We start from the raw sequence: 25,716 nt of genomic DNA on the forward strand, positions 1-25,716 counted from the left end.
CATTTGCCCGATGAGGCAGATGTCGCCGGCGGAGCGTGCACCGATGCCGCCTTACCTGGCGAATGGGTGCTCTACGCGGCGTGTACCCCAGGTAGAGCGGCAAATGATCATGTAAACATGATCATTTGCCGTCTAGCGCACGCGGAGCCAGGCGGCGGTGTCCGGGGGCAGGGTGGCGTGAGGCAGCGGGCCACTGGCGAGCAGGACCGACACGTGCTGGGGTAGTGCCACCGACGTCTCGCCCAGGTTGACCACGACGCGGACCGCGTCGCCGCGGTTGAAGGAGAGGACCGAGTCGGGCGCGTCAGTGTTCCACGAGAGCGTCTCCGGCAGCCCGGCCAGCTCCTCGCGGCGGATCCGGAGCGCGTCGCGATACAGCGACAGCATCGAGTCCGTCGCCTCGACCTGCGCCGACGCTGTCAGCGCGGACCAGCCCGCCGGCTGGGGCAGCCACGGGGCGGCGCCGTCGCCGAATCCGAACGGCGGCGACGTACCCGACCACGGCAGGGGAACGCGGCAACCGTCGCGGCCGCGGACGGTGTTGCCCGACCGTTCCCAGATCGGATCCTGCAGCGTGTCCTCGGGCAGGTCCGTCACCTCCGGCAGCCCGAGTTCCTCGCCCTGGTAGACGTACGCGCTCCCCGGCAGCCCGAGCATCAGCAGCGCCGCCGCCCGCGCGCGGCGCGTGCCGAGCGCCACGTCCACCGGCACGGTCTCGTAGAACGATCGATCGAGGATGCCGGGCATCGGAGGCCGGCCGAACCTGGTGACGTGCCGGTAGATGTCGTGGTTCGACATCACCCAGCTCGTCGGCGCACCCACCTCGGCGAGCGTCTCGAGGCTGTGGTCGATCGACGTCCTCAGCTGCCCGGCGTCCCAGTAACAGCGCAGGAAGTCGAAGTTGAACGCCTGGTGCAGCTCGTCCGGACGCAGGTACGCGGCCAACCGGTCCGACCCGGTGTGCACCCAGGCCTCGGCGACGAAGACACGCGGCTCCTCGTACGAGTCGGCGACCTTGCGCCACTCGCGATAGATCTCGTGCACCTGGGGCCGGTCCCAGGCCGGGTGGTCCGCCGGCGGCGCGGAGAGCATTTCCTCCATCGACAGCCCCAGGTCGGGCAGTGCGGCGTGCTTCATCAGCCCGTGCGCGACGTCGATCCGGAACCCGTCCACACCGCGGTCGAACCAGAAGCGCAGGATGTCCTCGAACTCCGTGCGCACCTCGTCGTTGGTCCACTTGAGGTCGGGCTGCTCAGGGGCGAACAGATGCAGGTACCACTGCTCCGGCACGCCCTCCTCGTCGAGCAGCCGCGTCCAGGCCGCGCCCCCGAAGACCGAGAACCAGTCGTTCGGCGGCAGCGCGCCGTCCGGGCCGCGGCCGTCGCGGAACCAGTACCGCTCCCGTTCCGGGTCGCCCGGACCCGCCTCGAGCGCGGCGCGGAACCACTCGTGCTCGTCGGAGGTGTGGTTCGGAACGATGTCGAGGATGACCTTCAGCCCGTGCTCGTGCGCCTCGCTGAGCAGAGCGGACGCGTTGTCGAGCGTGCCGAACTCGGGCGCGATGTCGCGGTAGTCGGCGACGTCGTACCCGCCGTCGGCCATCGGGCTCGGGTACCACGGCGTGATCCAGATCGCGTCGACGCCGAGGTCGCGGAGGTACGGCAGCCGGCTGCGAATGCCTGCGATGTCTCCGATGCCGTCGCCGTTCCCGTCGGCGAACGAGCGGATGTAGATCTGGTAGATGACGGCAGCGCGCCACCAGTTCGGGTCGTACGTCATGAGCGGGCGCTCCTCAGCCGAGCAGGTTCTGACGCGGGTCGTCGAGCGTGTTGACCATCGAGTTCGCCGCCATCGCGAGGTACGCCCAGAGCTCCTGCTCGTACATCGCCTCCAGCCCGAGCTCGTCGACCGCCACGCGCATGTGCCCGAGCCACCGGTCGCGGGCCGCCTCGGTGACGGCGAACGGCGCGTGCCGCATCCGCAGCCGGGGGTGGCCGCGCTCCTCGGAGTACGTCCGCGGGCCGCCCCAGTACTGCTCGAGGAACATCCGGAAGCGGACCTCCGCCGGGCCGAGATCCTCCTCGGGATACATCGCCCGCAACACGGGATCGCCGGCTACGCCCTCGTAGAACCGGGCGACCAGCTTCCGGAACGTCTCATGCCCGCCGACGGCGTCGTAGAACGTCTCGGCTGCCTGCTGCTCACTCATCGCGTCCATTGTGGCAACCACCTCGGCCGATGCCCAACCCGCTACCCGAGCATCGCGCGGCGGAGGGCTTCCTCGTAGATGGGAAGGTAGCCCTTCTCCGTAGCGATGGCACGGGCCTCGTCAGGCGGGAAGAACGCGCGGTCGGTACTCTCCTCGTTCTCCTCGAACGGGCAGAGCTCGAACAGCCGGCAGCGGTAGTGGACCTGGGTCGCGACGGGGTAGGACCAGCGGTAGTCGGCCGGCTTGGGGAAGAAGACCTCGAGCTCCTGGAAGCCGATCAGCTCGACGATCTCGACGCGGGCGTACGCCTCCTCCCAGACCTCGCGCACGGCCGCCACCTCGGGCGTCTCGCCCGGGTCGATGACGCCGCCGGGCAGATCCCAACCTCGGTCGCGCAGGTGGGTCAGCAGCATGCGGTCGCCGTCGAAGACGAACCCGAACGCCGTTCCCCACACCTCCGCCGGCGGCGCCTCGTCGGCCAGATAGAGCCGGGCCTCGCCACCTTTGAGCAGAGCAACGTCCGTCTGCCTGTCGACCAGCCGCTTCATGCGGACAGCCTCTCAGCCAGCTCTGACCGATATCGGCGTGGGCGTGGGGAACCGCTTTCCCGGCGGATCGTATCGGATGTAGGATCCGGGCAATGTGGTATGACAGGCCGGCGATCGACTGGGAGCGGGAGGCTCTCCCGATCGGCAACGGGTTCCTCGGCGCGATGATCTTCGGCGGCGTCCAGACCGATCGCATCCAGCTCAACGAGAAGTCGCTCTGGACCGGCGGACCGGGCTCGGTCGAGGACGGCCACGCCTACACGTATGGACTCTGGGAGCAGGACCGGCCCGACGCGCTGCAGCGGATCCGCCGAGAGCTCGCCGAGCACGGGACGCTCGAGCCCGCAAGGATGGTCGAGGCGTTTGGCCAACCAGACTGGGGATTCGGCGCCTACCAACCGTTCGGCGACCTCTACCTCGACCTCGCGGACGCCGAGGAGGAAGCCGAGGGCTACCGCCGCGAGCTCGACCTGCGGAACGGCATCGCCCGAGTCACCTACAGCAACCACACCCGCGAGTACCTCGCCAGCTACCCCGCGAACGTCATCGCCATCCACCTCGAAGCGCCAGACCTCGGCTTCACGCTCCGCTTCGAAACCCCGCACGACGCCAAGCTCACCACGCGGAACGGCAGCCTCACCATCGACGGAACCCTCACCGACAACGGGCTCCGCTTCGCCGGCCAGCTCAAGCTAAGCACCGACGGCGACCTCCACGACCTCACCGTCAGCAACGCCACCCAGGCCACGATCCTCTTCACCGCCGCCACGGACTACGCCGACGCGTATCCCCACTACCGCAGCGGAAAAGACCCGCGCGAAGCTGTCAGCACCACCATCGACAGCGCCAAAACGTACGCAGGGATCAAAGCACAGCACACGAACGACCACCGCACCCTCTTCGACCGCGTCACGATCGACCTGCAGGCAGACAAGAACGACGATCCCACCGACGTCCGACTCGCGCAGTACGACGGCCAAGACTGCGGCCTCGAGGAGGAGTACTTCCAGTACGGCCGCTACCTCCTCATCGCCTCCTCCCGCGACGGCAGCCTCCCCGCCAACCTGCAAGGCGTCTGGAACGCGTCCACCACCCCACCGTGGGACGCCGACTACCACGTCAACATCAACCTGCAGATGAACTACTGGCCGGCCGAGATCACCAACCTGGCCGACACGACCGGCCCCCTTCTCGCGTACATCGACTCACTCCGCAAGTCCGGCAGCAAGGCCGCCGAGCAGATCTACCAAGCACCGGGCTGGGTCGTCGGCAACCAGACCAACGTCTGGGGCTTCAACGGCCTCCGCAACCACCCCACCAGCTTCTGGTTCCCCGAAGCAGCCGCCTGGCTCTGCCGCCACGTCTGGGAGCACTACGAGTTCAACCAGGACCAGGACTTCCTGCGTAACAAGGCGTTCCCGATCCTCAGGGACACCGCCGAGTTCTGGCTCACGTTCCTCACCGAGAACGCCGAAGGCAAGCTCGTCGTCTCCCCCAACTACTCCCCCGAGCACGGCCTGTTCACCGCCGGCGCCTCGATGGGCCAGCAGATCGTTCGCGATCTCCTCACCAACACGCTCGCGGCGGCCGAGGTCCTCGACGAGGACGAAGCGTTCCAGACCAAAGTGCGCAGCACGCTGCAACGCCTCGAGAACGGTCTCACCATCGGCCAATGGGGTCAGCTCCAGGAATGGCCCGTCGACCTCGACGATCCGAACGACGAGCACCGCCACGTCTCCCACCTCTACGCGCTCCACCCGGCAGCGCAGATCACGCCAAGCACAACCCCCGCCCTCGCAGAAGCGGCGAAGGTCACGCTGCGAGCAAGAGGCGACGGCGGCACGGGCTGGAGCAAGGCCTGGAAGATCAACTTCTGGGCACGCCTGCACGACGGCGACCACGCCCACAAGATGCTGTCCGAGCAGCTGCAGCACTCCACGCTCCCCAACCTGTGGGACACGCATCCGCCGTTCCAGATCGACGGCAACTTCGGCGCAACCTCCGGCATCACCGAGATGCTGCTGCAGAGCCACGACGACGGCACGATCCACCTCCTCCCCGCGCTGCCTTCGACGTGGCAGAACGGCACTGTCCAGGGACTACGCGCCCGCGGCGACGTGACCGTCGACCTCACCTGGCGCGACGGCCGCCTCGTCGACGCCACTCTGCACACAGGGCGAGCCGGCACCTACACAGCCAGAAATGCCTTGTTCACAAGGCCGTTCACGATGAACGTCGAGTACGAGCAGAGCGAAGACGAGATCACGTTCACCACCCAAGCGGGAGGCACCTACCGATGCGCGTCGTCCTGACCCCACCCAAGGGCCACCACATCGAAGCCTCGGTCGACCTCTCCCGCGGTCGCCTCTCCCTGGCGGTGAAGCACGGAGACACCACGCTGCTCCAGCCGTCGCGGCTCGGCGTCAGGGCCACGCACGCCGACCTCACCACCGGCCTGCAGCTCGTGCGGCAGTCCACGCGGACGATCCGCGACGCGTACGAGACCACGACCGGCCGCCGACGAAAGCACACCTACACGGCAAGGGAAACGACGTTCCGGCTCAGCAAGGCCGACCACCGGATCGACCTCCAGATCAGGGTGTCCGCCGACGGCGTCGCCTACCGGTACGTGATCCACTGGACCGGCCCGGTCACCGTCACGGAGGAGCTCTCGGAGTACGTCGTGCCGAAAGACGCCGAGGCGATCCTGCTCCCGTACGACAACGGCAGGTACGACTACGAGACCATCCACGAGCACACCACCGTCGGCAAGGCGACCCCGGACGTCTACGGCTACCCAGCGCTGTTCGGATCAGGCGACAGCTGGCTGCTCGTCACCGAGTCCGACCTCGACGCGCGCTACGCCGGCTCGTTCCTCACCCTCGACGACCAGAAGTTCCAGCTCACGTTGCCGGATCCGTACGTCACCGGCCCGAGCCCGCTGGCCACCCCATGGCGCACGCTGATCGTCGGCGACCTCGCGACCGTCGTCGAGAGCGACCTCGTCACCAGCCTCGCCGCGCCGACCACGCTCGACGACACCTCGTGGATCAATCCCGGAAGAGCCGCCTGGTCGTGGTGGTCGGACGGCTCGAGCTCGCGCGACCCCGAAGCCCAGCGCGGCTTCGTCGACTACGCGAGCAAGCAGGGCTGGGAGTACGTGCTCGTCGACGCCGGCTGGAACGCGAGCTGGGTGCCCGAGCTGGTCGAGTACGCCGCGGACAAGGGCGTCGGCATCTGGCTCTGGGAACGGTGGCAGAACCTCGACTCCCCGCGCGAGCACCGCGAACGCCTCGGTCGCTGGAAGGAGTGGGGCGTCGTCGGTGTCAAGATCGACTTTACGGAGTCCGACGGGCAGGACCGGATGCGCTGGTTCGACGCCGTTCTCGCCTCGTCCGCGCACTACCAGTTGATGGTGAACTTCCACGGCGGCACGATCCCGCGCGGCACCGAGCGCACCTGGCCGCACCTGATGAGCGTCGAGGCGGTCAAGGGCGCGGAGAACATCAAGCCCCGCCGCGGCAAGGAGCCGATGCCGCCGCGGCACTACGTGACGCTCGCCTACACCCGCAACCTGCAAGGTTCGATGGACTTCACGCCCGTGACGTTCACCGCGGTACGGGAGATCAGCGCGGGACACGAGCTGGCGCTCGCGGTGCTGTACGAGTCCGGCGTCCAACACCTCGCCGACAGTGTGGCCTCGTACCAGGCGCGGCCGCTCGCGGAGGAGCTGCTGCGGGTCGTGCCGGCGGCGTGGGACGAGACCAAGCTGCTGTCCGGCGACCCGCACGAGCACGTCGTTCTCGCCCGGCGGCACGGGCAGGACTGGTTCGTCGCGGCGGGGTTCGCCGGTCGCGCCCGTACTGTGAAGGTGCCGTTGACGTTCCTCGGCGACGGCGACTGGACCGCGCGGATCTACGCGGACGCGGCGGACTACCCGCACGACGCGCTGGCCGCCGAGACCCGCCAGGTCACCACCAGCGACACGATCGACGTGAAGATCGCCAAGAACGGCGGCTTCACCGTCCACCTCACGCCAACGACAGGCTGACCTCCAGCGACTGGCCCGCCGACACGACCACCGGTGCGGACAGCGTCACGACGGCCCGCGTGCCTGCCGCAGCTACCGTCGCCGCGCGCGGACTCCCAGCCAGGCTTACCGAAACAGACGTCGCGGGAGCCGTGGTCTCGAACGCCAGCGTGACCAGTCGGACCTCGCCGTCCCACACGTCGACGACGCCGACCTGCTCGTTCGCCGAACGGGTCTGCCGGTACAGGCCCCAGCCGCGTGCAGCAGTGAACGCGCCCCGGAAGTCCTCCGGACCCACCCGCGGCGCGAAGCCGAGGTGTCCCTTCGGTCCGTGGTACTCGTACCCGCATGCTGCGAGGTAGGTGCCGTAGCTCATCATCGCCCGCGAGTAGTGGTCGCCGGCTTCGACCTCGTTGTACGGATTACGTTTCGACGCGTGGTATCGGTCGTACACCGACCGGGTCACCGCCAGCGCCTCCGTCACCAGACCATCGAGGAACAGGCCGGCGGCGAGCTGATACTCCTGCCCGGTCCAGACCTCGTTGAAGTAGCCGCCACTGCGTGCTTCGGTGTCGCCGCCGATCGGCCACGTACACATCATCGTGCCCGCCTCACCCGACGTGCTGTAGACGCGACCACCCGGAATCGCCGGCGACTGGCGGTCGCGTGGGCTCGGCAGATGGTTGTTCCGCACCACCGAGGCGAGCGCGATCTTCGTCTTTTCGGCGGGCTGTACGCGAGGCAGGCCGACCTGAGCGGCGAGCGTCTGGCCGAACGTCTGGTCGATGAAGCAACCCCGGTTGGTGTTCGTCGCGAGCGCTCCGACCCGCTGGATGAAGTAGCCGGCAGACGCGTTCCACAACGTGGTCGAGATGAACTGCGTGCCGGCGTTCGCGAGGTTCGTGTAGCGCTGCGCGGACGCCGTATCGCCTTGCTCGCTAGCCATCGCGGCGCCGGCGCGGAGTGCGCCGACGTACATGCCGGACAGCCAGGGAACGTCGCCGGTGAACGGCGTGTCGAGCGTGTTCCACTGCGCACCTTGCAAGATGCCGTTGCCGTCGACGTCTCGTTGGGTGACGAGGAACTCCAGCGCCATCCGCACCTTCGGCCAGACCCGCGTCAAGAACGCGTTGTCAGCGGTCATCTGATGCTCGCGATAGACACGCAGGATCGTGCCAGCCTGCCCGTCAACGAACGACGACGCGTCGTCGGCGCATTCACCGCGGTTGCCGATCTCCCCGGTCGACCGCAGCGCGATGCCCAGGTCGACGCGCTCACGAGTGTCCCGCTCGAGATCGGGAAACAGCCGGCCCACAGCCTGGGCATAGTTCCACACATGCCCACACGTCCCGGCATACAGATACGAGCCCTCGAACGCATAGAAGCGACCGTCCTGCCAGCGATAGCACGTGTTGGTAGCGAGCGTCGACGCCGGAGCCAACGTCCGCTCGCAGAACCAGTGCGGCAACGACGAGTCCTCGTACCAGGCCTTCACCCACGCACGAGTCCCCGACTCGAGCCTGGTCGCGTTCGAGGCGACGTACTGCACCACGTCGCCGGCCGTCGCGAACCGCGTCGCGTAGTGACGACGCAGCGCGGCGACGCCGACGAGCTGGGCGAACAAGCGCCGTTCCGGCGTCGGGAAGTGCCAGCCGACCACGTACCGGAACGTCCGCGACTCCCCCGGCGCCAACGTCGCGCGAACGGTCACGGCCCCGGCCTGGCCAGGCGAGCCGCCGGGCACCTCGACCGGTCCGGCACCGGAGTCGAACCAGGAGGCGGTCGTCGACCAGTCCGCGATCGACGGACGCACAACTGCTGATTCGTCCAACGCCGCAAGGACGAACGAGCCGCCATCAGGACGGTCGGCGACCTGCTGCTGCCGGATCGGCCGGTCGCTGAGGATGATGCGGTCGACGTTGAGATGACCCCAGGCGCCCGTGGATCGGTCGGCGATCCTGAGCTGCGCCTGACTACCCAGCCAGGCCGTGAGGTCGAGCGACACGGCCTGCAGCGGCTCGATCTCCGAGCCCGTCGCGGACGCGACGACCTGCCCGGCGACGACGACCTCGACACCCGACTGGCCCGGGTTGCGCCCGCCGCCGATCCAGACGGTCGCGAACCTGCGCTGGATCGTGAACACCGGACTCGTCAATGTGCCGGTGTAGCTGTCCGCGTTGCCGCCGGCCCGGAAGTTGAACGAGGTGACGAAGCGGCCGCCGGAGATGTTGAGGTCGTTGATCTCGCCGAACGGGCGGCGGAACCCCTCCGGCGTCTCGGCCGGCGTCACCGGGGAGGCGCCGAACGCGGTACCGGTGACGGTCCAGCCGCTGTAGTTCGCGCGTTCCCAGTCCTCGAACACGATGTCCGGGACGTCGGTGAACAGGATGCGGTCGACGTTCAGATGCGCCCACGCTCCGGCGGCGTTGTCGACGATCTGGATTTGCGCCGCTTTCCCTTCGTACGCTGAGACGTCGAGCATGCGTGGGACCATCGGTTCGCTGTTCGTCCCGGTCGCCGTCGCGACGACCTGGCCGCCGACGAGCACGTTCACGCACTCGACGCCCGGGCGGTTGCCGCCGCCGATGCCGACCGCGACGTACTTACGCGTGATCGGGAACGACGCGCTGGTGAGCGTGCCGGTGAAGGAGTCGCCGTCGCCGCCGGCTCGGTAGTTGAACGAGCAGGCGAAGCGCGTCCCGTTGACGTTGAGGTCGCCGAAGCGGCGCAGCATGGCGGGGACCGCGAACGGCTGCACGGGCCCGTCGCCGAACGCGGTGCCGGTCTTCGTCCAGCCCACGTACGTGTCGTTCTCCCAGTCCTCGAAGACGATGTCGGCGCGGTCGCTGAACACGATGCGGTCGACGTTCACATGCCCCCACACGCCGGCGAATGTGTCGACGATGCGGATCCGCGCCCGTTTCCCCTGGTGGGCTTGGAGATCGAGAACTCTGGTGGCGAACAGCTCGCCGTCGGCACCGGTCGCCTGCGCCACGACAGCACCGTCGACGAGCACCTCGATGCCGGTCTGGCCCGGGTGGTTGCCACCGCTGATCGCGACGGTCACGAACTTGCGCTCGACGGTGAACGCGGCGCTGGTCAGCGTGCCCTGGTGCGCGTCGGAGGCGCCGATGTCGCCGGGGCTCGCGCGGTAGTTGTGCGAGGTGACGAGCCGGTTGCCCGTGCCGCCGAGGTCACCGAAGCGCTTCATGTAGTCGGGCAGGGTCGCCTTGTCGACAGGACCGGCGCCGAACGCGGTGCCTGTGGCCGTCCAGGTGTCGTATGTGGCGCGTTCCCAGTCCTCGAAGACGACGTCCGGGCGCTGTTCCTGGGTCGGGACCCGGGCGTCGAACTGCACGCCCCTCACGTTGGTGCCGGTGAGAGCTGCGGCGCGGATCGTGGTCGGTTGCGCCTGGCGGGAGGTGACGCAGACGGGGTTCTCGCTGAAGCCGAGCATGGTGACGTCGGCAGCCGCTGAGCTGGTGTTGCGGACGGTGTAGGCGAGGACGGTCGCGGGGAGGCTGGAATCATCGGTGTGCAAGGGAATGAACGGCGAGAACGCCTCGAGCGTGACCTCGACCGGGCTGTCGCTGGCGCGGTACTGGACGCGGCCGATCGGGTACTGGCCGACGAACGTGACGTCGGCGAAGCCAGCGGAGTCGAGCGTGCGAGTGCGCGTGGTGCCGTTCGCTATCGTCCGGATCGCGAAGGCCTGCTTGAACGGCTTGGCCGAGTCGGCGGTGACCGGGTTCGCGTAGTGCGAGCCGCCGTGGTCGTTGCCGCCGAGCGGCGGGCCGGGCGGGTTGAAGATGTCCCAGTTCCACAGCCGCCCGTCACCGGCGAGATAGACCTGCCCGGCGCACGCTCCGCCGATGGGCATCCCGATGCGCGCCAGCGCCGCGCCAGTGTATGGAGTGGGAGTGCCGCGGTCGACGGCGTTCGGCGTCGGCGTTGCCCGTGCGTACGTCGTTGAAGTGACCGCCCAAGCCGCTGCTCCGGCACCGCTCATCGCCAGCAGCCTTCGCCTCGAAATCCCCAGCCCCACGAGTGCCTCCGCTCGAACGACAATCTCGTATTTCGAAGACAGAACTCATTTCTCGTAGCAAGTCTCGTTGTGAGCGTAGGAGCCATTACGACGTCGACACAACCTCCCTGCACCAACCGGCCAGGGCACTAAACAGTTGAAGCGCGGCCCCGATCATGTGAGGCTCCCGTCCTGTGGCGATGCATGACGACGAGTTGGAGATCTCCGCGGACACGGTCCGGGCGTTGGTCGACGACCAGTTCCCGCAGTGGCGTTCCCTACCGATCGCCTCGTTGCGTTCGCAGGGAACGGTGAACGCGATCTTCCGGCTCGGCGACCTGTACACGGCCCGCTTCCCGCTCCGGCCCGAGGAGCCCGCACAGATTCGCCGCTGGCTCGAGGAGGAGGCCGATGCCGCGCGGGAGCTGGCCGGCGTGACGCGGTTCCGTACCCCTGAACCCGTCGCGATCGGCGAGCCCGGTGCGGGGTATCCGCTGCCGTGGTCGGTCCAGACCTGGTTGGACGGCACCATCGCCACCGACGACGACCCGAGTGCTTCCGTCCCGTTCGCGCTCGACCTGGCCGAGTTCGTCCAGGGCGTACGCGCGATGGACACCCGCGGCAGGACGTTCCGCGGGCAGGGGCGAGGCGGCGACCTGCGCGACCACGAGGAGTGGGTCGAGCTGTGTATTGCCAAGAGCACCGAGCTCCTGGACGAGAAGGCGCTCCGCGCCATGTGGCTGCACCTCCGCGACCTTCCCCGCGAGGCCGAGGACGTCATGTCACACGGCGACCTCATCCCGGGCAACGTGCTCGTGGCGAACGGCCGCCTGACGGGCGTGCTCGACGTCGGCGGCCTCGGCGCGGCCGATCCCGCCCTGGATCTCGTCGGCGCCTGGCACCTGCTCGAGGACGAGCCCCGCGCGGCGTTCCGCGACGCCCTCGGCAGCGACGACCTGGAGTGGGAACGCGGCCGCGGTTGGGCGTTCGAGCAGGCCATGGGCGTCGTCTGGTACTACGTCGAGACCAACCCGCCGATGGCCCGGATGGGGATGACCACCATGCGGCGCCTGCTGGAGAGCTAGCAGGAGACCTTGGCGTCGGCCCAGTCGCCGTGGTCGCTGGTGACTCCGTCGCCGCCGTCGGTGGCGCGGAGCTCGAGCAGGTCGACGCCGGTGAGGTCGGCCGACAACGGGACCGCGGGCTGGTTCACCAACAGGGTCGGTGTCTTCGCCAACAGCACGCCGTCGCCCCACACCTCGAACGCCACCGAGCCACGGTTCTCCGGCGCCTCCTCGTCGTCCACGCCGACCATCGCCGCGAAGCGCGAACAGTCGCCGCCGGTGAAGAACCCCAACGAAGCCACCGCGTGCACGCCGATTCCCTTGGCCCAGGTCTGGCCCGCGATCGTCAGCGGGTTCCCGTCGCCCTCACCCTGCTCGCCGTTCGACCGGTCTCGCTCGGCCGGTCCCCACCCGTTCTGCGCGAACGCCCACGGCACGTCCGACAGGTACGAGTCACCCTCGGGCAGCGGGTCGACCACGACCAGCTTCGACTCCACCTCCGCTTGCGCGACAGTGCCACGTCCCGTCCAGGATCCCCTGACAGCAAGGTCAAACTCACCCGGCGCCGCGACTCCAGGAGTCAACGTGAACGTACGCGCCGCACTCCCCCGCGGCGGCACCGCGGCGATCCGGGCGGGCCCGGCCGGCGACGAGGTCCAACCGGAGGGCGGGGTGATGGACACCGACGCCGAAGTGGCCGCCGACGTCCCGTCGTTGAACAGCGTCAAGGTCGCCGGCACGTTCGCTCCGGTCTTCGCGTACGCCGCGACGTCCAGGCCCAACGTCACCAGCGGCGCCAGCACCGGACCGCGGTACGGCGCCACCACGAACATCGCCGCGCCATGCGAAGGCACCGACGCCCGCACCACTCCCGAGGACTCGCGCGACGTGTCCGCCCACAGGTCGCGCACGACGAAACGTCGCCCCGCAAGGCCCAACGAAGCAGCCGAAGCCGAGATCGTCCTCGCCGAGGAGTCCCGGTTGAGCAGTACGACCGCCACCCCACCGGACGACATCGGCTTGGCCCAGACCTCGGTCGCGCCGTCGTCGCGAAGCTTCGAACCCTGCCTGCCGCCCCAGTCCTGGTTGACCGCGATCACCTCGGGATCGGTCAGGATCGCCAGGTCAGCAGCGGACACCGAGCGCAGGTCGTTGCCCGCCAGCAGAGGCGCGTTCAGCAAAGCCCACAAGGACATGTGCGCCCGCGACTCGTCCGGTGTCAACCCGCCGTTGCCTACCTCGAGCATGTCCGGGTCGTTCCACCCACTCTGCCGCGCGTACTGCTCGATCCCCACCTGCTGGTCGAGCAACGACATCACGCTCGACCAGTTGTCGCTGATGTCGCCCGTCGTACGCCACAGGTCCGCGCCGATGCCGTCGGCCCACAGCCACGGCTGCTCCGAACCCCACTCGCAGACGCTGTAGACGATCGGCCGGCCCGTCTTCGCGAGCGCGTCCGCCATCGCCTTGTAGCGCGGGATTCCGGGCAGGCCAGGGTGACCGCAGTTGTCGTACTTGAGGTAGTCGACCTCCCAGTCGGCGAACGACTGCGCGTCGATCTCCTCGTTGCCGAGGCTCGCCGGCAAGCCCTGGCAGGTGTGCAGGCCGGCCGAGGAGTAGATGCCGAGCTTCAACCCGCGTGCGTGGACGTAGTCCGCGAGCGCCTTGATGCCGGACGGGAACCGCACCGGGTCCGCCTGCAGCCGACCGTCGGCCGTACGGGTGGGCGCCATCCAGCAGTCGTCGATGTTGACGTACTCGTAGCCCGCCGCCTTCATCCCGGTCGACACCATCGCGTCGGCCGTCTCCCGGATGAGCTCCTCGTCGATGTCGCAGGCGAACTTGTTCCAGCTGTTCCAGCCCATCGGCGGCGTCTGCGCGAGCTCACCCGGTGCCTGTGCCGCGGACGCGGGTGGACCACCGATCAGGAACCCAGCCGTCAGCGCCAGAGCCACAGCCGTCGCACGCCACATCGCGTCCCCCAATGTTCGACCAGTGGTGACCAATGGTGACGTCTTAGTAGCGCTCCGGCGCAAGAGGTCGTAGACCACTTCACGCGGCCAACTGCGGTCAGCCCTTCAGCCCGGTCGTCGAGATGCCCTCGGTGATCCGCTTCTGGAACACGAGGAAGAACGTCACGACAGGCACCAGCGACAACGTCGCCATCGCGAACATCGGGCCCCAGCTCGACTCACCACTGGAGTCCAGGAACGCCCGTAACGCCAATGGCACCGTGAACTTCTCCACATCGGAGATGAACACAATCTGGTTGAAGAAGTTGTCCCAGGTCCAGATGAACGTGAAGATCGCCGTGGTGATCAACGCCGGCGTCATCAGCGGCAGCACGATCCGCAGGTAGATCTGCACCGGACCGCAGCCGTCGATCCGCGCGGCGTCGTCCAGCTCGCGCGGGAGACCGCGGATGAACTGCACCATCAGGAAGATGAAGAACGCGTCGACCGCGAGGAAGTGCGGAATGGTCAGCGGGAGAATCGTGTTGATCCACTTCAGATTGTGGAACAACACGTACTGCGGAACGATCAGGACGTGGATCGGCAGCATGATCGTCACGAGCATGATGGCGAACCAAGCCCGCTTGAACCGGAAGCTGAGCCGCGCGAACGCGTACGCCGCCATCGAGCACGACAGCACGTTCCCGACGACCGCGAGTGCTGAGATCGTGAACGAGTTCAGGAAGAACCGGCCGAAGCCGATGCCGAGCCCGGTCCAGCCGTCGATGAAGTTGCTCAGCGTGAACGACTCGGGCAGCAGACCGGCACTGGCGAAGATCTCGTCAGCCGGCTTGAACGCTCCACTCACCATCCACAGCAGCGGATAGAGCATCACCAGCGCCCCAGCGATCAGCAGCACATGCGTGACCGCCCCGCGCACGGGACCGCGGCGACCGACGACGGAGATCGTGCTCACTTGGCGCCCTCCTCGTCGCCGTAGAACACCCAGTACCGCGACGTGATGAACATGCCCGCGGTGAAGAGCGAGATCACGATCAACAACGCCCACGCCATCGCCGACGCGTAGCCCATATGGAAGTTCGCGAAGCCCTCCTGGTAGAGGTACAGCGTGTAGAACAGCGTCGAGTCGACCGGCCCACCCGAGCCACCGCTGATGATGAACGCCGGCGTGAACGCCTTGAACGAGTTGATCATCTGCAGCACGAGGTTGAAGAAGATCAGCGGCGTCAGCATCGGCACGGTGATGCGGACGAAGCGCTGGAACGCGCTGGCGCCGTCGACCGCGGCGGACTCGTACAGGTCCTGCGGAATCTGCTTCAAGCCGGCCAGGAAGATCAGCATCGGCGAGCCGAACTGCCATACGTGCAAGAGGATCAGCGTGTAGAGGGCGAAGTCCGGCGAGGACACCCAGCTCGGCCCGATGATGCCGACCTTCTCCAGCACCTGGTTGACCAGGCCGTCCGCGCCGAAGATCTCCCGCCACAGGATCGTCACCGCGACGCTGCCGCCGAGCAGCGACGGCAGGTAGTACGACGCGCGGTAGACCCCGCTGCCGCGCCGCTTGCCGACGAGCGCGACGGCGACGAGCAGCGCGAACACGACAGCCAGCGGCACGGACAGGATCACGTACATCGACGTGACCTTGATCGCGCTGTGGAAGTGCGGGTCGTCGACGAACGCCTGGTAGTTGTCGAACCCGAGCCACCTGGGCGCGGTGAGCAGGTCGAAGTCGGTGAACGACAGGTACAGCGACGCGAGGATCGGCCCCGCTGTGAGCACCACGAGGCCGATGAACCATGGGAGCAGGAAAAGGTAGGCGACGCGGCTGTCCGTCCGTCGCCGCTTCTGGCGGGACGACGCGCGCCGCTCCGCCTCAGGCCTCACCGGCGTGAGCGTGTCGTGCATGCGACCTCCTGCCCGCTACTTTCCGAGGATGCGCTCGGCCTCCCCGAAGAACTTCTCCACCGCCTCGGCCACGGGCGCCTTGCCGAACGCGATCTGCTCACCGGCGTCGGACAACGCCGTACCGATGTCCGTCGATCCCTTCGGCGGCGGCGCGGGCGTCGGCCCGACCTTGTCGGCAAGGAAGTCGATGTACTCGAAGACCCGCTTGTCCGTCTCGCTCGCCTTCGGCGTCAACGCGTCCTTGACGGCGGGCTTGGCGGGGACGCCTCGTTCGGAGCCGAGCAGGATGGCGACGTCCGGCACGTTCAGCAACGCGTTGACGACGTCGACGGTCGCGTCCTTGGCCTTCGACTTCGCGCTCACGGTGAACAGCTGGGACGGCTTGTAGTACTGGCCCTTCTTGTCGCCGCCGGGGAACATGTGCAGCCCGACCTGGAACTTCGACAGCCCCGAGAACGCCGTGAGCTGGTTGGAGTGTCCGAAGTGGAACGCCGACTTCTTACGTACCAGAAGGCTGTTCTGCACGTCACCAACCGCGGTGGCCTGCTCCTCTGCGGGGGCGGCGACGCCCGACTTCTGCAGGTCGAGCCAGATGCTGAACCACTCGGTCAGGTCGGCGGGCTCGTAGCCGAGCTTGCCGTCGGCGTAGATGTTCTTGCCGCGCTGGCGGAGCCACGCCTCGAACGGCAGGCTCTCGAACAGCGCGTTCTGCGTGGCGTACGTGCCCTCGGGCGCTTTCGCCTTGATCTGCTTGCAGAGTGCGATGTAGTCGTCCCACGACATCTTGTAGTCGGGCACCTCGAAGCCGAGCTCCTTCACGAGCTCGTCGTTGTACATCAGCGCCATCGAGTTGATGCCGGCGTTCATGCCGTAGAGCTTGCCGTCGACCTTGCCGCCGGAGACCGCGGCGTCGGCCCAGTCGTCGACCTCGAGCGCCTTCGGCACGTACGCGTCGAGCGGCTCGAGCGCGCCGCGCCCCGCGTACTCGGTGATGTACGCGTAGTCCATCTGGATCAGGTCGGGCGGCTGCCCGCCCGCCGTTTGCGTCGCGAGCTTCTCCCAGTACCCGTCCCAACCGGAGAACTGGGAGCGGATCTTGACGTCGGAGTGCAACTCCTGGAACTTCTTCAGCGCTTCTTGCGTGCGCTTGTGCCGTTCGGGACTGCCCCACCACGTCATCTGGATCGCACTCGATCCGCCGCCTCCGCCACCGCCGCTGGCGGCCGGGCCGCCGCCGGTGCCGCCGCACGCGGCGAGCGCGCTCCCGCCGAGCAGGCCGAGGCCGGCTGTGAGCAAGGAGCGCCGTGACAGCTGTGTCATGTCAGCTCACCTCTCGAAGGGTCACACACTTCCTGGGAAGCGGACGAGGTCGTCGATCCGCACTGGCATCCCCGTGGCGAACGAACGGTTCGCGGCGGCGCCGACGAGCATGGCGTACGCCCCGTCCTTGTGGCTGGCTGCTCGTCCGAGCGGGTCGGGCTCGTTCGTCGCGCCGAACAGGTCTTCGAGCAACCTCCGGTCGCCGCCGCCGTGGCCGCCGCTGCCTTCCTCGACCTCGACCTTGCGGGGGATGTCCCAGAGGGGTCGGACGGTGAGGGTGGCGCGGTCGATCGGCGGGGCGTTCTTCTGCTGTGCTTCTTGGGGTTTGTTGGGGTCGCCTGCGGCGCCGCTGACGTAGGAGCGTTCCTCCACGTCGAGCTCGATGCGGCCCTTGGTGCCGTTGAACATCACCCGGTAGCCCTCCCACGGCGAGTAGGCCGTGAGGTGGTACGAGAGCGTGGCGCCGGTGTCGTACTTCACCAGCACGGCCATGTCGTCCTCGATGTTGATGCCGTCCTGGAAGACGTTGCGGTCTCTGAGGTAGCCGTCTTCGTGCTCGGCGTCCAGGTAGAGCGCTCGGAGGGTGGGGTCCTGGTCGAGGTGGATGGCCCACTTGTCGTTCTCGGCCTGCGGGCTGCCGTGGACGCGTGCGTAGGTGACGGGCTCTCCTCTTCGTTCGGCATTTTCCTTGCCGTAGAACGTCAGATCGCCGAACCCGAAGACCTGCTTGGGCTTCGCGCCGAGCCACCAGTTGACGAGGTCGAAGTGGTGGCTCGCCTTGTGCACCATCAGCCCGCCGGAGTTGCGCTTGTCCCGGTGCCACCGCCGGAAGTAGTCGGCGCCGTGCTTGGTGTCGAGCGTCCACTCGAAGTGCACGGAGATGATGTCGCCGATGACGCCGCTCTTGATGAGCTCCTTGACCTTGGAGTTGCGGGGCGCGTACCGGTAGTTGAAGCTGACGGTGAGGCCCTGGCCCGTGCTGGCCTGGGTGTCGAGGATGCGCTGGCACCTGTCCGCGTCGATCGTCAGCGGCTTCTCGGTGATGACGTCGCGGCCGGCCTTCTGCGCTTCGACGATGTAATGGTCGTGGGTGCGGTCCACCGAGGTGACGATCACGGTGTCGACGCGCTGCTCCTCGAGCATCTGGTTGAACTGGTCCGGGCGGTAGGTGTCGATCGCGGGGATGCCGTGCGCCTCGGCGAAGACCTTGTTGTAGTAGTCCATCCGGGTTTGGTTCGGATCGCACAGCCCCACGAGCTCGGTGTCGTCGCGGTAGTCGGTGAGCAACGCGGTCGAGAACATGCGCGACCGGGAGCCCAGTCCGACGATCGCGTACCTCGTGCGTCGCGTCATCCCTGAAGTTCCTTCCCCGGCGGAAGCGTTTGGGTACAACGAAGTCCTTGCGGTAAGCGCTTTCTCAGCACACTACCACGCACCGTACCCATCCGAGACCGGGTGCATGCCGTCCTCTTTCGGCAGGGCTTCGGAGAGGGGCATGGGCTGGGACGGAGGGGGCTCCGCCTCATCGACTTCAGCCATTCCCCGTCGGCACCACTCCCCGTCGACCAGCTCCCGTGATCCACCAGTGCGCGCTCTGCGGGTGTGGGTGCTCCGCCTCGTCATCTCGTCCGCCATTGTCCGGTCGCGGCGGAGCGAGATCGACGTGGCGCCTGATCGACTCCCCGCCAGCTCCTTGGCGCCATCACTCCCCGTGGATCAGCTGTCTTGCTCCACCCGTGCGCGCTCGGCGGATGTGGGTGCTCCGCCTCGTCATCTCGTCCGCCAGTGTCCGGTCGCGGCGGAGCGAGTAAAGGGCGCCGCGGCGGCTTCGCAGACGGGGCGACGTCGCTTCGCGATCTTCGACCCTTGACTAGCTCCGCCGCGACCGGAAGGGCGCTTGGACGAGATCGACGTGGCGCCTGATCGACTCCAGATCAGCTCCCCTGCGCCATCACTCCCCGCTGTCCAGCCCGCGCCAACTCTGCCGCGCCCCATCCCCTTCGCCACCACTCCCGCTGGTTGGATGAAGGTGCCCTTCATCCAACGCACTCCCCTCCCCGGGCGGCCGAGCTGCCCCGCCACACCAGCCGCGACGTTCTGAATGAACCCGGATCCACCGTTCGGGTTTGGTGGTGCGGTTTTCGGGGGGTTTGCTGTTCGTTGTTGTGGCTGGTGTTGTTTGGGCGCTAGGAGGTTGCCGGGCGGTGCCGGCTGTTCCATGTGTGGTCTTCGGTCGGGCCCGTTGAGGGCCGGGTGGTCGGGGTGGTTAGACACCCCAGGTCCGTAAGTTGTCAAGCGGCGGTTTGTTGATCTTGGTTTCGGTGGGCCCAGGCGGTGTGTTCGTCGTAGTGGGTGTGGTGGCGTAGGCATCCGTGGAGGATGCCGACGAGGCGGTTGCCGAGGGCGCGGAGGGCTTGGTGGTGGAGGTCGCCGGCGGCGCGGTGTTGGTCGTAGAGGGCGCGTGCTCCGGGGCTTCGGGTGAGGGAGCAGAAGGCCCAGGCGTCGATGGCGTCGTAGAGGCGGCGGTTGCGGACGTGGCGGGCGAGCACGGCGCGTTTCTTGCCCGAGGCGATGGTCAACGGTGACGTGCCGGCGTAGTTCTTGCGAGACTTGGTGGTGGTGTAGCGAGTGGGGTCGTCCCCGAACTCACCGAGCACCCGGGCGCCGAGGATGACACCGAGTCCTGGCAGGGAGCGGTAGATGTCGGCGTCCGGGTGGTGCTCAAAATGGGCTGCGAGTTCGGTTTCGAGCTCGCTGATCTGGCGGTTCATCTCGGCGATGATGCCGACCGCGGCGCGGGTGGTGGCCGCGAACGCGGCCGCCACTGGGACGGGTGCGGCCAGCTGCTCGGTGCGCAACGCGGCCTGGATCTCGCGGGCCCGGGTGTCGAGGTTGCGGCGGCGCCCGGCCTGCTTCAGCGCTGACCGGATCGACGAGACGCTCAGCCGGGCACCCTGGTCGGGGGTCGCCGCGCGCTCGAGCACGGCCAGCGCGTCCCGGTCGGTGAGATCGTCGAAGGCGACCAGCGCGCCCGGGTAGTACTCGCGCAGCGCCGAGCGCAGCGCGTTGGTCTGCCTGGTGCGGGCCCAGATCAGGTTCTGGTGGCCGCGGGCCAACACCTTGACAGCCTCAGCACCCGCACTGTCACCGGCGATCGGCCGGTGGTTGTGGCGGTCGGTGCGGACCAGGTCGGCGAGCAGTTTCGCATCACCGGCGTCGGACTTGGCTCCCGACAGATGGTGGCGGTCGCGGTAGCGGGCCACCGCCAGTGGGTTGATCGCATACACCTGGTACCCGGCCGCGACCAACGCGTTGACCCACAGACCACGGTCGGTCTCGATCCCGACCACCACCCCGGCCGGGTCCACGCCATGATCCTCGGCATGGACGGCGGCGTGGCTGGCGACCACGTCATGCAACGCCCGGATCCCGGGCAGCCCTTCCGGCAGCCGGCGCGAGGCCAACCGTTCACCGTTGTCGTCCATCACGTGAATGTCGTGATGATCCTCGGCCCAGTCATCGCCAACGAAGATCATCGATCACCTCCCAAGGTGCGCCGAGTCGCTGGAACCTGTCCGAGCCGAAGGCAACCCGGCGGCAACCTAATGGATCAGTGCTCACGCCATCATCGACGGGCACGACACCCCATCAGCGCTACAGGAAGCCTCACCAACCGGCCGGCGCACGATCTAACCCTAGGAGTCGAACATCGATCCAGGCGGCAGAAGTGCTCACCGGCCAGCGGCTCGGCGACCAGCGTTCCTCCAACCAGACATCATCCGTTCGAGGCTCGCCGATCAGGTCCCATTAGGCGGGGTGTGGTGGGGCGTGCTGAGCAGCGGTGGTGAACAGTTGTTGCCAGTCGTGTTCCCAGGGCCAGTTCCGTGGTAGGTGGAGGGTGAGGCGGCGGGCGGATCGGGCGATCCGGGCGGGCAGGTTGATCAGGTGGGCGCGGATGGTCGCGGTGGTGGCGCGGGCGTGGAAGGTCGAGGCGAGGGTGCCGGCGGCGCGGGTCAGGTTGAACGCGATCGCGGCGCAGACCAGCCAGGCGGCGTTGGCGTTGAACCGGCCGGACGGTAGGTGGGCCAGGGCGGAGTTCTTCAGGTCGGCGATGACTTGTTCGACGATGGCGTGGCCGCGGTGCTGAGTTTCGGCCTGTAGCAGCAGCATCGGAGAGTCGGTGAACACCGCGTGATAGCGGTAGGCCGCGAACAACTCGCCCTGCACCGCGTCGGTTTGGAGGTGGCGTTGGATGTTGCGGGGAACGTGGCTGGTGGGGTTGAGGCGGCGGACTCGGCGCACGATCAGTCGGGCGGTGACCTGTTCACCGGCGCGGCGGTTACCGAAGGCGGTGTAGCCGATTTCGGCGACTTCGGCATCGGAGATCCAGCACTGCTCGGCTTCGTCGAAGACCGCGTTGGGGTAGTGGATCGGCGTCCAGGTCTGCTCGTCGATGGCGCTGATCGCGGCGACCACGGCCGGTGTCATCCGGGCCGTCACCGAGAACCGGGCCCGGGCCCGGCGGATCGCGGCGATCGTGTGGTGGGTGTAGAACGCGGAGTCCGCACGCACGATGACCATGCCGGACGCGTCGGCCTTCCGGACGGTGCCGATCGCGTCGCCGATCAGCGTGGCGGCGCCGCGAGCCGAATGCGTCGACCCTTTCCGCAGCCGGGTGGCGGCGATCACCGGCGCGCCGGTGGATGTGGACACGGTCGCGAGCAGCGCGTTCAAACCGCTCACACCGGAGTAGCCGCAGCCGACGCCCTGCTTGGCGTGACCATGGGTTCGCCGGATGGTGTCGTCGACATCGACGAACACCAACTCATCGCCGTCGGGCAGCAGCGGAGTGTGCCTGGCCAGGTTCACCAAGAACGCTGCCGCGACCGCGTCTAGCTGCCGGACATGGCCGAAGGTGAAACAGCGAAGGAAGGTGCCCAACGTCGACGGTGCCCGCACCCCGCCGAACAACCGGTCCATCCCGCCGTGCCGCAGCAGGTCCAGGTCATCAATCGAGTCCGCGCCGGCGACCATTCCGGCGACCAGCGCCGGCACCTTCAGCTGCGGGTTCGCCCCACCCGGGGCATCGATGCTGACCCTCGCGCCGGCCAACTGCGCCAGCCCGCACCGCCGCGCCAACGACAGCACCGGAACCAATCCCGCGCACGAAACCAGATTCGGATCATCAAAAACCGCCGAAACACTATGAGAGACTCGCATCTCACGGATGCCCTTCTCGCCGGTGACCTGGAACTCTCGACAAGTCCCATCGTCCCCGCCCAGAAGGGCATTCGTGCGCAACGACCCGCCCGACCACCCAGCCCACTCGGTGGATCGGGGATGAAGGGCACCTTCATTCAATAGGTTCGTATGAAGGTGCCCTTCATCCAACAGACTCCCCTCCCCTGACTGCCGAGCTGCCCCGCCGTTTCGAATCAGGGCGTCCCTCTATCGAATAGATCGCTACAGGGACGCCCTCATTCGAAAACCCTGCCGACCACCACACCGCTCACGACCAGCCCACCCCGCTGTCACCTCACGACCTCGCTGTGACGCTCACCTCAGGACGATCAGGTGACCGCTGTCCACAACCTGCGCGACTTCACCTACCGAAACGGGGTTGGGAACGCTCTTGCCACGTTGGAGAACCCCGGCTCAGTAGGTGAAGTCGGCTCTGGCATGGAGCTCCCTGCCTCCGCCCCACTCCGCACGCGCATGCTGTTTGGATGAAGGTGCCCTTCATCCAACCTGGGCTCGGGCGGGTGTCCCGCATCGTGACCTTGCCCATGACGGGGGCGTACCCGGGCCGATCACCGGCATCGGGAACGCCCCCTCCGTGGGTAAAGTGCGCACGTGAGCCAGCTGCCTGAGAAGCCGGAGCCGTCCGGACCGATCCAGCCCCGCGACGTCCGCGCGTCCGATGAGGACCGCCACAAGGTGGCGGATCTGCTCCGCGACGCCGCTGGGGAGGGCCGGTTGTCGCTCGAGGAGCTCGACGAGCGCCTCGACGGGGTCTACAAGGCGAAGACGTACGCCGAGCTCGAGCCGTACGTCCGCGACCTGCCCGTCGCCACAACAAGCAACCCAGCAGCCATGCCGCTGAGCACACCGAAGTCAGCCCAGTCCTCCGTCAACCGCATCGGCGGCAACCCCACCACCAGTGTGTCGATCGCGATCATGTCCGGCGCCGTCCGCAAGGGCCCGTGGGTCGTCCCGCCCGCCTACACCGCGATCGCGTTCTGGGGCGGCGTCGAACTCGACCTGCGCGAGGCGAGGTTCGCCGAGCGCGAGGTGACGATCCGCGCGTTCGCCGTCATGGGCGGCATCGAGATCACCGTTCCCGACGACGTCGTGGTCGACGTGACCGGCGTCGGGATCATGGGCGGCTTCGACCACTCCATCACCGACACAGCCGACAACGCACCGCCCGGCGCGCCCGTCGTACGCGTCACCGGGTTCGCGTTCTGGGGCGGCGTCGAGGTCAAGCGCAAGCCACGTCGCGACCAGGAACAGGCCAAGCAGAAGCACAACAAGGAGCTCGGCCACTAGCACCCCGAAGAAACCTCCACAAGGGGCAGATCGTTCCTCACCAGACAGACCTCGCAAGTACTAGCATGGTGCGCTGTTCCACGTCCACACCGAAGTCAGGGAGGTACGACGTGGCCGGCTGGACCCCCAGCCCGGGCCCGGGAGCGCGGGCCAGCTCAGGATCTCCGGAAGTCTCCGTCCCGCCGACGACGCCACAAGCGGCGCCGGCCGAGCTCGCCAGGCGGCTGTTCGTGCCGCCGGAGCGCTGGGGTTGGGAGTATCTGGTCCCCGCACCAATGAGCCGGAGCCCGGAGGCGGACAACCCGCCGCTGTGGTACGAGCTCGACCGCCCGGCGAACCTGCCCGCCCTGCTCGCCAGGCGCAAGCAGGCCATCATCGTGCTGATCATCATGCTGATCGCCACGTTCGCGATCGCCGCGTCGTCCACCGAGGTCCTGCCCGACTGGGTGTCGAACGTCGTCTTCCTCGGCGGGATCGTCGGATCGATCCTGCTGTTCCTGCGCAACTGGCGCGGCTTCAAGTCCGCGGTCAAGAAGCACGAGAACAGGCGCGGCGCCGCCATCCAGACGTGGGAGCAGAACAAGGCCGCCTGGGAGGCCCGGGTCGCCGAGCACGACCAGCGCGAGCGGGAACGGTTCACCACCAGCCTGATCTGGCACCCGCTCGAGCTGCGCTCGCACCCGAGCCGCGTGGACGTGTTCGGCGGTACGGGCGACGGCTGGGCCAGCCTGTTCACGACACTGGGCGCCTCGATGCTCGCCGGCAGCGGCGGCATGCTCGTGCTCGACTTCTCCGAGCAGCAGGTCGCCGACAACCTCGCGGCGATGTCCGCCGCCGGCGGGATGCCCGTCACCACCGTCGAGCTGCCGGCCGCCGCCGAGCAGGTCAACCTGCTCGCCAGCCTCTCCCCCGACGAGATCGCCGAGCTGCTCGCCGAGTCCGTGCACACGCTGCGGTCCGGCCGCGAGGAGGGCATCGACCTCCGCGCGCTCGACGCAGAGCTGCTCAGCACGGTGGCGCAGCGGCTCGAGGCGCCGGTCACGTTCGTACGTATCGTCGCCGGCCTCCGCGTGCTGCGCCGCCTGTACGACGCCGGCTCGGAGTCCGCGCTGAGCGCCGGCGAGGTCCGCGCGCTCAACTCGTTCGTCGACACCGTCGGTACGACCGAGCGCAACGCCAACGAGCTGCAGTTCCTCACCAGCACCCTCGGCCTCCTGACGGTCAACGAGGAGGGCCGGCCGATCGCCGACGGCGCCGCGCAGTCGGTTCCGCTCTGGCCGGTGCGCGGGCTCATGGTCGTCTCGACGATGTCGTCGCACCACCGTCGCAAGGACCTGCTCGACCGGGTGGTGTTCCACCGCGTCCTGCACGCGATGCGTACGCTCCGGCCGGGCAGCGGCCAGGACGTGATCGCGATCGCCGGCGCCGACCACGTCGGGCTGGAAAGCCTCGAGGCGCTGGCCAGGCACGCGCGGCGGGTGGGCGTACGGCTGGTCCTCATGCTCGAGCACCTGCGCGGCGACCTCACCCAGCTCCTCGGCGGCTCCGACAGCGCCGCGCTGGTCATGCGGCTCGGCAACTCGGCCGAGGCCTCGGCCGCGGCGGACTTCATCGGCCGCGAGCACCGGTTCACGCTGTCCCAGCTCACCGAGCAGGTGGGCCAGACGTTCACGCACGGCACCGCGAGCTCCGACGGCGGCTCGATCACGACGACCACGAGCACCGGCACGACCAGCTCGTTCTCCTCCGGCGGGTCCAGCGGCGGCGGTGGCATGGGCGGAATCGGCGGCGGCGGTGGCGGCAGCTCGTTCTCGTCGAGCTCGTTCGGCACGACCAGCTCCCGCTCGACCGCGCGCATGCGCAGCTGGCAGGAGACCGTCAACCAGTCCGAGGCCGACTCCAGCACCCGCGGCAACACCACCTCACGGGTGTACGAGTACGCGGTCGAGCCGACCACGATCCAAGGGCTGCCGCCGACCGCGTTCATCCTCGTCGAGGTCGACCGCTCCGGACGGCGCGTGGTCGCCGCCGACTGCAATCCGGGCATCACGCTGCTCGACCGGATCGCGACCGTACCTCGTCGACCCTAGGCTT

16 protein-coding genes are annotated in these 25,716 nt (G+C 68.1%); 5 read left to right on the plus strand and 11 right to left on the minus strand.

Annotated elements, in window-relative coordinates; translation table 11 throughout:
- Positions 1-132: 132 nt before the first annotated feature.
- From JOD67_RS30585 to JOD67_RS30595, 3 genes are read right to left on the minus strand one after another with little or no spacing between them, the layout of a single operon-like run.
- Complete coding sequence (locus JOD67_RS30585) at positions 133-1,779, minus strand: glycoside hydrolase family 13 protein (protein ID WP_205121165.1); 1,647 nt, start codon at positions 1,777-1,779, stop codon at positions 133-135.
- Positions 1,780-1,792: 13 nt separating this feature from the next.
- A complete protein-coding gene (locus tag JOD67_RS30590; RefSeq protein WP_205121166.1) occupies positions 1,793-2,209 on the minus strand; it encodes a globin in 417 nt (138 codons plus the stop codon).
- 41 nt (positions 2,210-2,250) lie between these two features.
- Positions 2,251-2,757 (minus strand): NUDIX domain-containing protein, encoded by a 507-nt coding sequence (locus JOD67_RS30595; RefSeq protein ID WP_205121167.1) that lies wholly within the window; start codon positions 2,755-2,757, stop codon positions 2,251-2,253.
- Between the two features lie 92 nt (positions 2,758-2,849).
- On the opposite strand from JOD67_RS30595, the gene JOD67_RS30600 reads away from it, so the two are divergent.
- Together JOD67_RS30600 and JOD67_RS30605 are read left to right on the plus strand one after the other, a co-directional pair.
- The gene (locus JOD67_RS30600; protein WP_205121168.1) at positions 2,850-5,069 is read left to right on the plus strand and encodes a glycoside hydrolase family 95 protein; all 2,220 of its coding nucleotides are present in this window, start codon (positions 2,850-2,852) and stop codon (positions 5,067-5,069) included.
- Positions 5,054-6,808, plus strand: a complete 1,755-nt coding sequence (locus JOD67_RS30605; RefSeq protein WP_205121169.1) for a glycoside hydrolase family 97 protein — start codon at positions 5,054-5,056, stop codon at positions 6,806-6,808. Before JOD67_RS30600 ends, JOD67_RS30605 begins: the two co-directional genes overlap by 16 nt.
- On the opposite strand, the gene JOD67_RS30610 is transcribed toward JOD67_RS30605, so the two are convergent.
- Positions 6,789-10,796: a GH116 family glycosyl-hydrolase gene (locus JOD67_RS30610; RefSeq protein WP_205121170.1), complete on the minus strand. Its 4,008-nt coding sequence runs from the start codon at positions 10,794-10,796 to the stop codon at positions 6,789-6,791. The genes JOD67_RS30605 and JOD67_RS30610 overlap by 20 nt on opposite strands.
- Before the next feature lie 215 nt (positions 10,797-11,011).
- Between JOD67_RS30610 and JOD67_RS30615 the strand changes: the two genes are divergently transcribed.
- A complete protein-coding gene (locus JOD67_RS30615; protein WP_205123239.1) occupies positions 11,012-11,896 on the plus strand; it encodes an aminoglycoside phosphotransferase family protein in 885 nt (294 codons plus the stop codon).
- On the opposite strand, the gene JOD67_RS30620 is transcribed toward JOD67_RS30615, so the two are convergent.
- From JOD67_RS30620 to JOD67_RS30650, 7 genes are all read right to left on the minus strand, one after another.
- Entirely contained in the window at positions 11,893-13,848 is a 1,956-nt protein-coding gene (locus tag JOD67_RS30620; protein ID WP_205121171.1) for an NPCBM/NEW2 domain-containing protein, read from the minus strand. The genes JOD67_RS30615 and JOD67_RS30620 overlap by 4 nt on opposite strands.
- A 97-nt stretch (positions 13,849-13,945) precedes the next feature.
- A complete protein-coding gene (locus tag JOD67_RS30625) occupies positions 13,946-14,803 on the minus strand; it encodes a carbohydrate ABC transporter permease (protein WP_307782613.1) in 858 nt (285 codons plus the stop codon).
- Positions 14,800-15,753, minus strand: a complete 954-nt coding sequence (locus JOD67_RS30630) for a carbohydrate ABC transporter permease (RefSeq protein WP_205121172.1) — start codon at positions 15,751-15,753, stop codon at positions 14,800-14,802. Before JOD67_RS30630 ends, JOD67_RS30625 begins: the two co-directional genes overlap by 4 nt.
- A gap of 15 nt (positions 15,754-15,768) precedes the next feature.
- Entirely contained in the window at positions 15,769-17,073 is a 1,305-nt protein-coding gene (locus JOD67_RS30635) for an ABC transporter substrate-binding protein (protein WP_205121173.1), read from the minus strand.
- A 21-nt stretch (positions 17,074-17,094) separates the two neighbouring features.
- Positions 17,095-18,426 (minus strand): Gfo/Idh/MocA family protein, encoded by a 1,332-nt coding sequence (locus JOD67_RS30640; RefSeq protein ID WP_205121174.1) that lies wholly within the window; start codon positions 18,424-18,426, stop codon positions 17,095-17,097.
- Between the two features lie 938 nt (positions 18,427-19,364).
- On the minus strand, positions 19,365-20,609 hold the full coding sequence (locus tag JOD67_RS30645) for an IS110 family RNA-guided transposase (protein ID WP_205117517.1): 1,245 nt from the start codon (positions 20,607-20,609) through the stop codon (positions 19,365-19,367).
- Positions 20,610-20,880: 271 nt separating this feature from the next.
- Positions 20,881-22,293 (minus strand): IS1380 family transposase, encoded by a 1,413-nt coding sequence (locus tag JOD67_RS30650; RefSeq protein WP_205121175.1) that lies wholly within the window; start codon positions 22,291-22,293, stop codon positions 20,881-20,883.
- Positions 22,294-22,926: 633 nt separating this feature from the next.
- Between JOD67_RS30650 and JOD67_RS30655 the strand changes: the two genes are divergently transcribed.
- Positions 22,927-23,622: a DUF1707 SHOCT-like domain-containing protein gene (locus JOD67_RS30655; RefSeq protein WP_307782614.1), complete on the plus strand. Its 696-nt coding sequence runs from the start codon at positions 22,927-22,929 to the stop codon at positions 23,620-23,622.
- A 110-nt stretch (positions 23,623-23,732) separates the two neighbouring features.
- Entirely contained in the window at positions 23,733-25,712 is a 1,980-nt protein-coding gene (locus JOD67_RS30660; protein WP_205121176.1) for a hypothetical protein, read from the plus strand.
- Positions 25,713-25,716 lie beyond the last annotated feature (4 nt).

The organism is Tenggerimyces flavus (assembly GCF_016907715.1).
GTDB lineage: Bacteria > Actinomycetota > Actinomycetes > Propionibacteriales > Actinopolymorphaceae > Tenggerimyces > Tenggerimyces flavus.

What these genes read in the sequence shown, in the direction of transcription:
- JOD67_RS30610 (WP_205121170.1), bottom strand. Translation starts at nt 10,796, where the DNA reads ATGAGCGGTGCCGGAGCAGCGGCTTGGGCGGTCACTTCAACGACGTAC.
- JOD67_RS30595 (WP_205121167.1), bottom strand. Translation starts at nt 2,757, where the DNA reads ATGAAGCGGCTGGTCGACAGGCAGACGGACGTTGCTCTGCTCAAAGGT.
- JOD67_RS30605 (WP_205121169.1), top strand. Translation starts at nt 5,054, where the DNA reads ATGCGCGTCGTCCTGACCCCACCCAAGGGCCACCACATCGAAGCCTCG.
- JOD67_RS30600 (WP_205121168.1), top strand. Translation starts at nt 2,850, where the DNA reads ATGTGGTATGACAGGCCGGCGATCGACTGGGAGCGGGAGGCTCTCCCG.
- JOD67_RS30640 (WP_205121174.1), bottom strand. Translation starts at nt 18,426, where the DNA reads ATGACGCGACGCACGAGGTACGCGATCGTCGGACTGGGCTCCCGGTCG.
- JOD67_RS30635 (WP_205121173.1), bottom strand. Translation starts at nt 17,073, where the DNA reads ATGACACAGCTGTCACGGCGCTCCTTGCTCACAGCCGGCCTCGGCCTG.
- JOD67_RS30585 (WP_205121165.1), bottom strand. Translation starts at nt 1,779, where the DNA reads ATGACGTACGACCCGAACTGGTGGCGCGCTGCCGTCATCTACCAGATC.
- JOD67_RS30645 (WP_205117517.1), bottom strand. Translation starts at nt 20,609, where the DNA reads ATGATCTTCGTTGGCGATGACTGGGCCGAGGATCATCACGACATTCAC.
- JOD67_RS30620 (WP_205121171.1), bottom strand. Translation starts at nt 13,848, where the DNA reads ATGTGGCGTGCGACGGCTGTGGCTCTGGCGCTGACGGCTGGGTTCCTG.
- JOD67_RS30630 (WP_205121172.1), bottom strand. Translation starts at nt 15,753, where the DNA reads ATGCACGACACGCTCACGCCGGTGAGGCCTGAGGCGGAGCGGCGCGCG.
- JOD67_RS30615 (WP_205123239.1), top strand. Translation starts at nt 11,012, where the DNA reads ATGCATGACGACGAGTTGGAGATCTCCGCGGACACGGTCCGGGCGTTG.
- JOD67_RS30650 (WP_205121175.1), bottom strand. Translation starts at nt 22,293, where the DNA reads ATGCGAGTCTCTCATAGTGTTTCGGCGGTTTTTGATGATCCGAATCTG.
- JOD67_RS30590 (WP_205121166.1), bottom strand. Translation starts at nt 2,209, where the DNA reads ATGAGTGAGCAGCAGGCAGCCGAGACGTTCTACGACGCCGTCGGCGGG.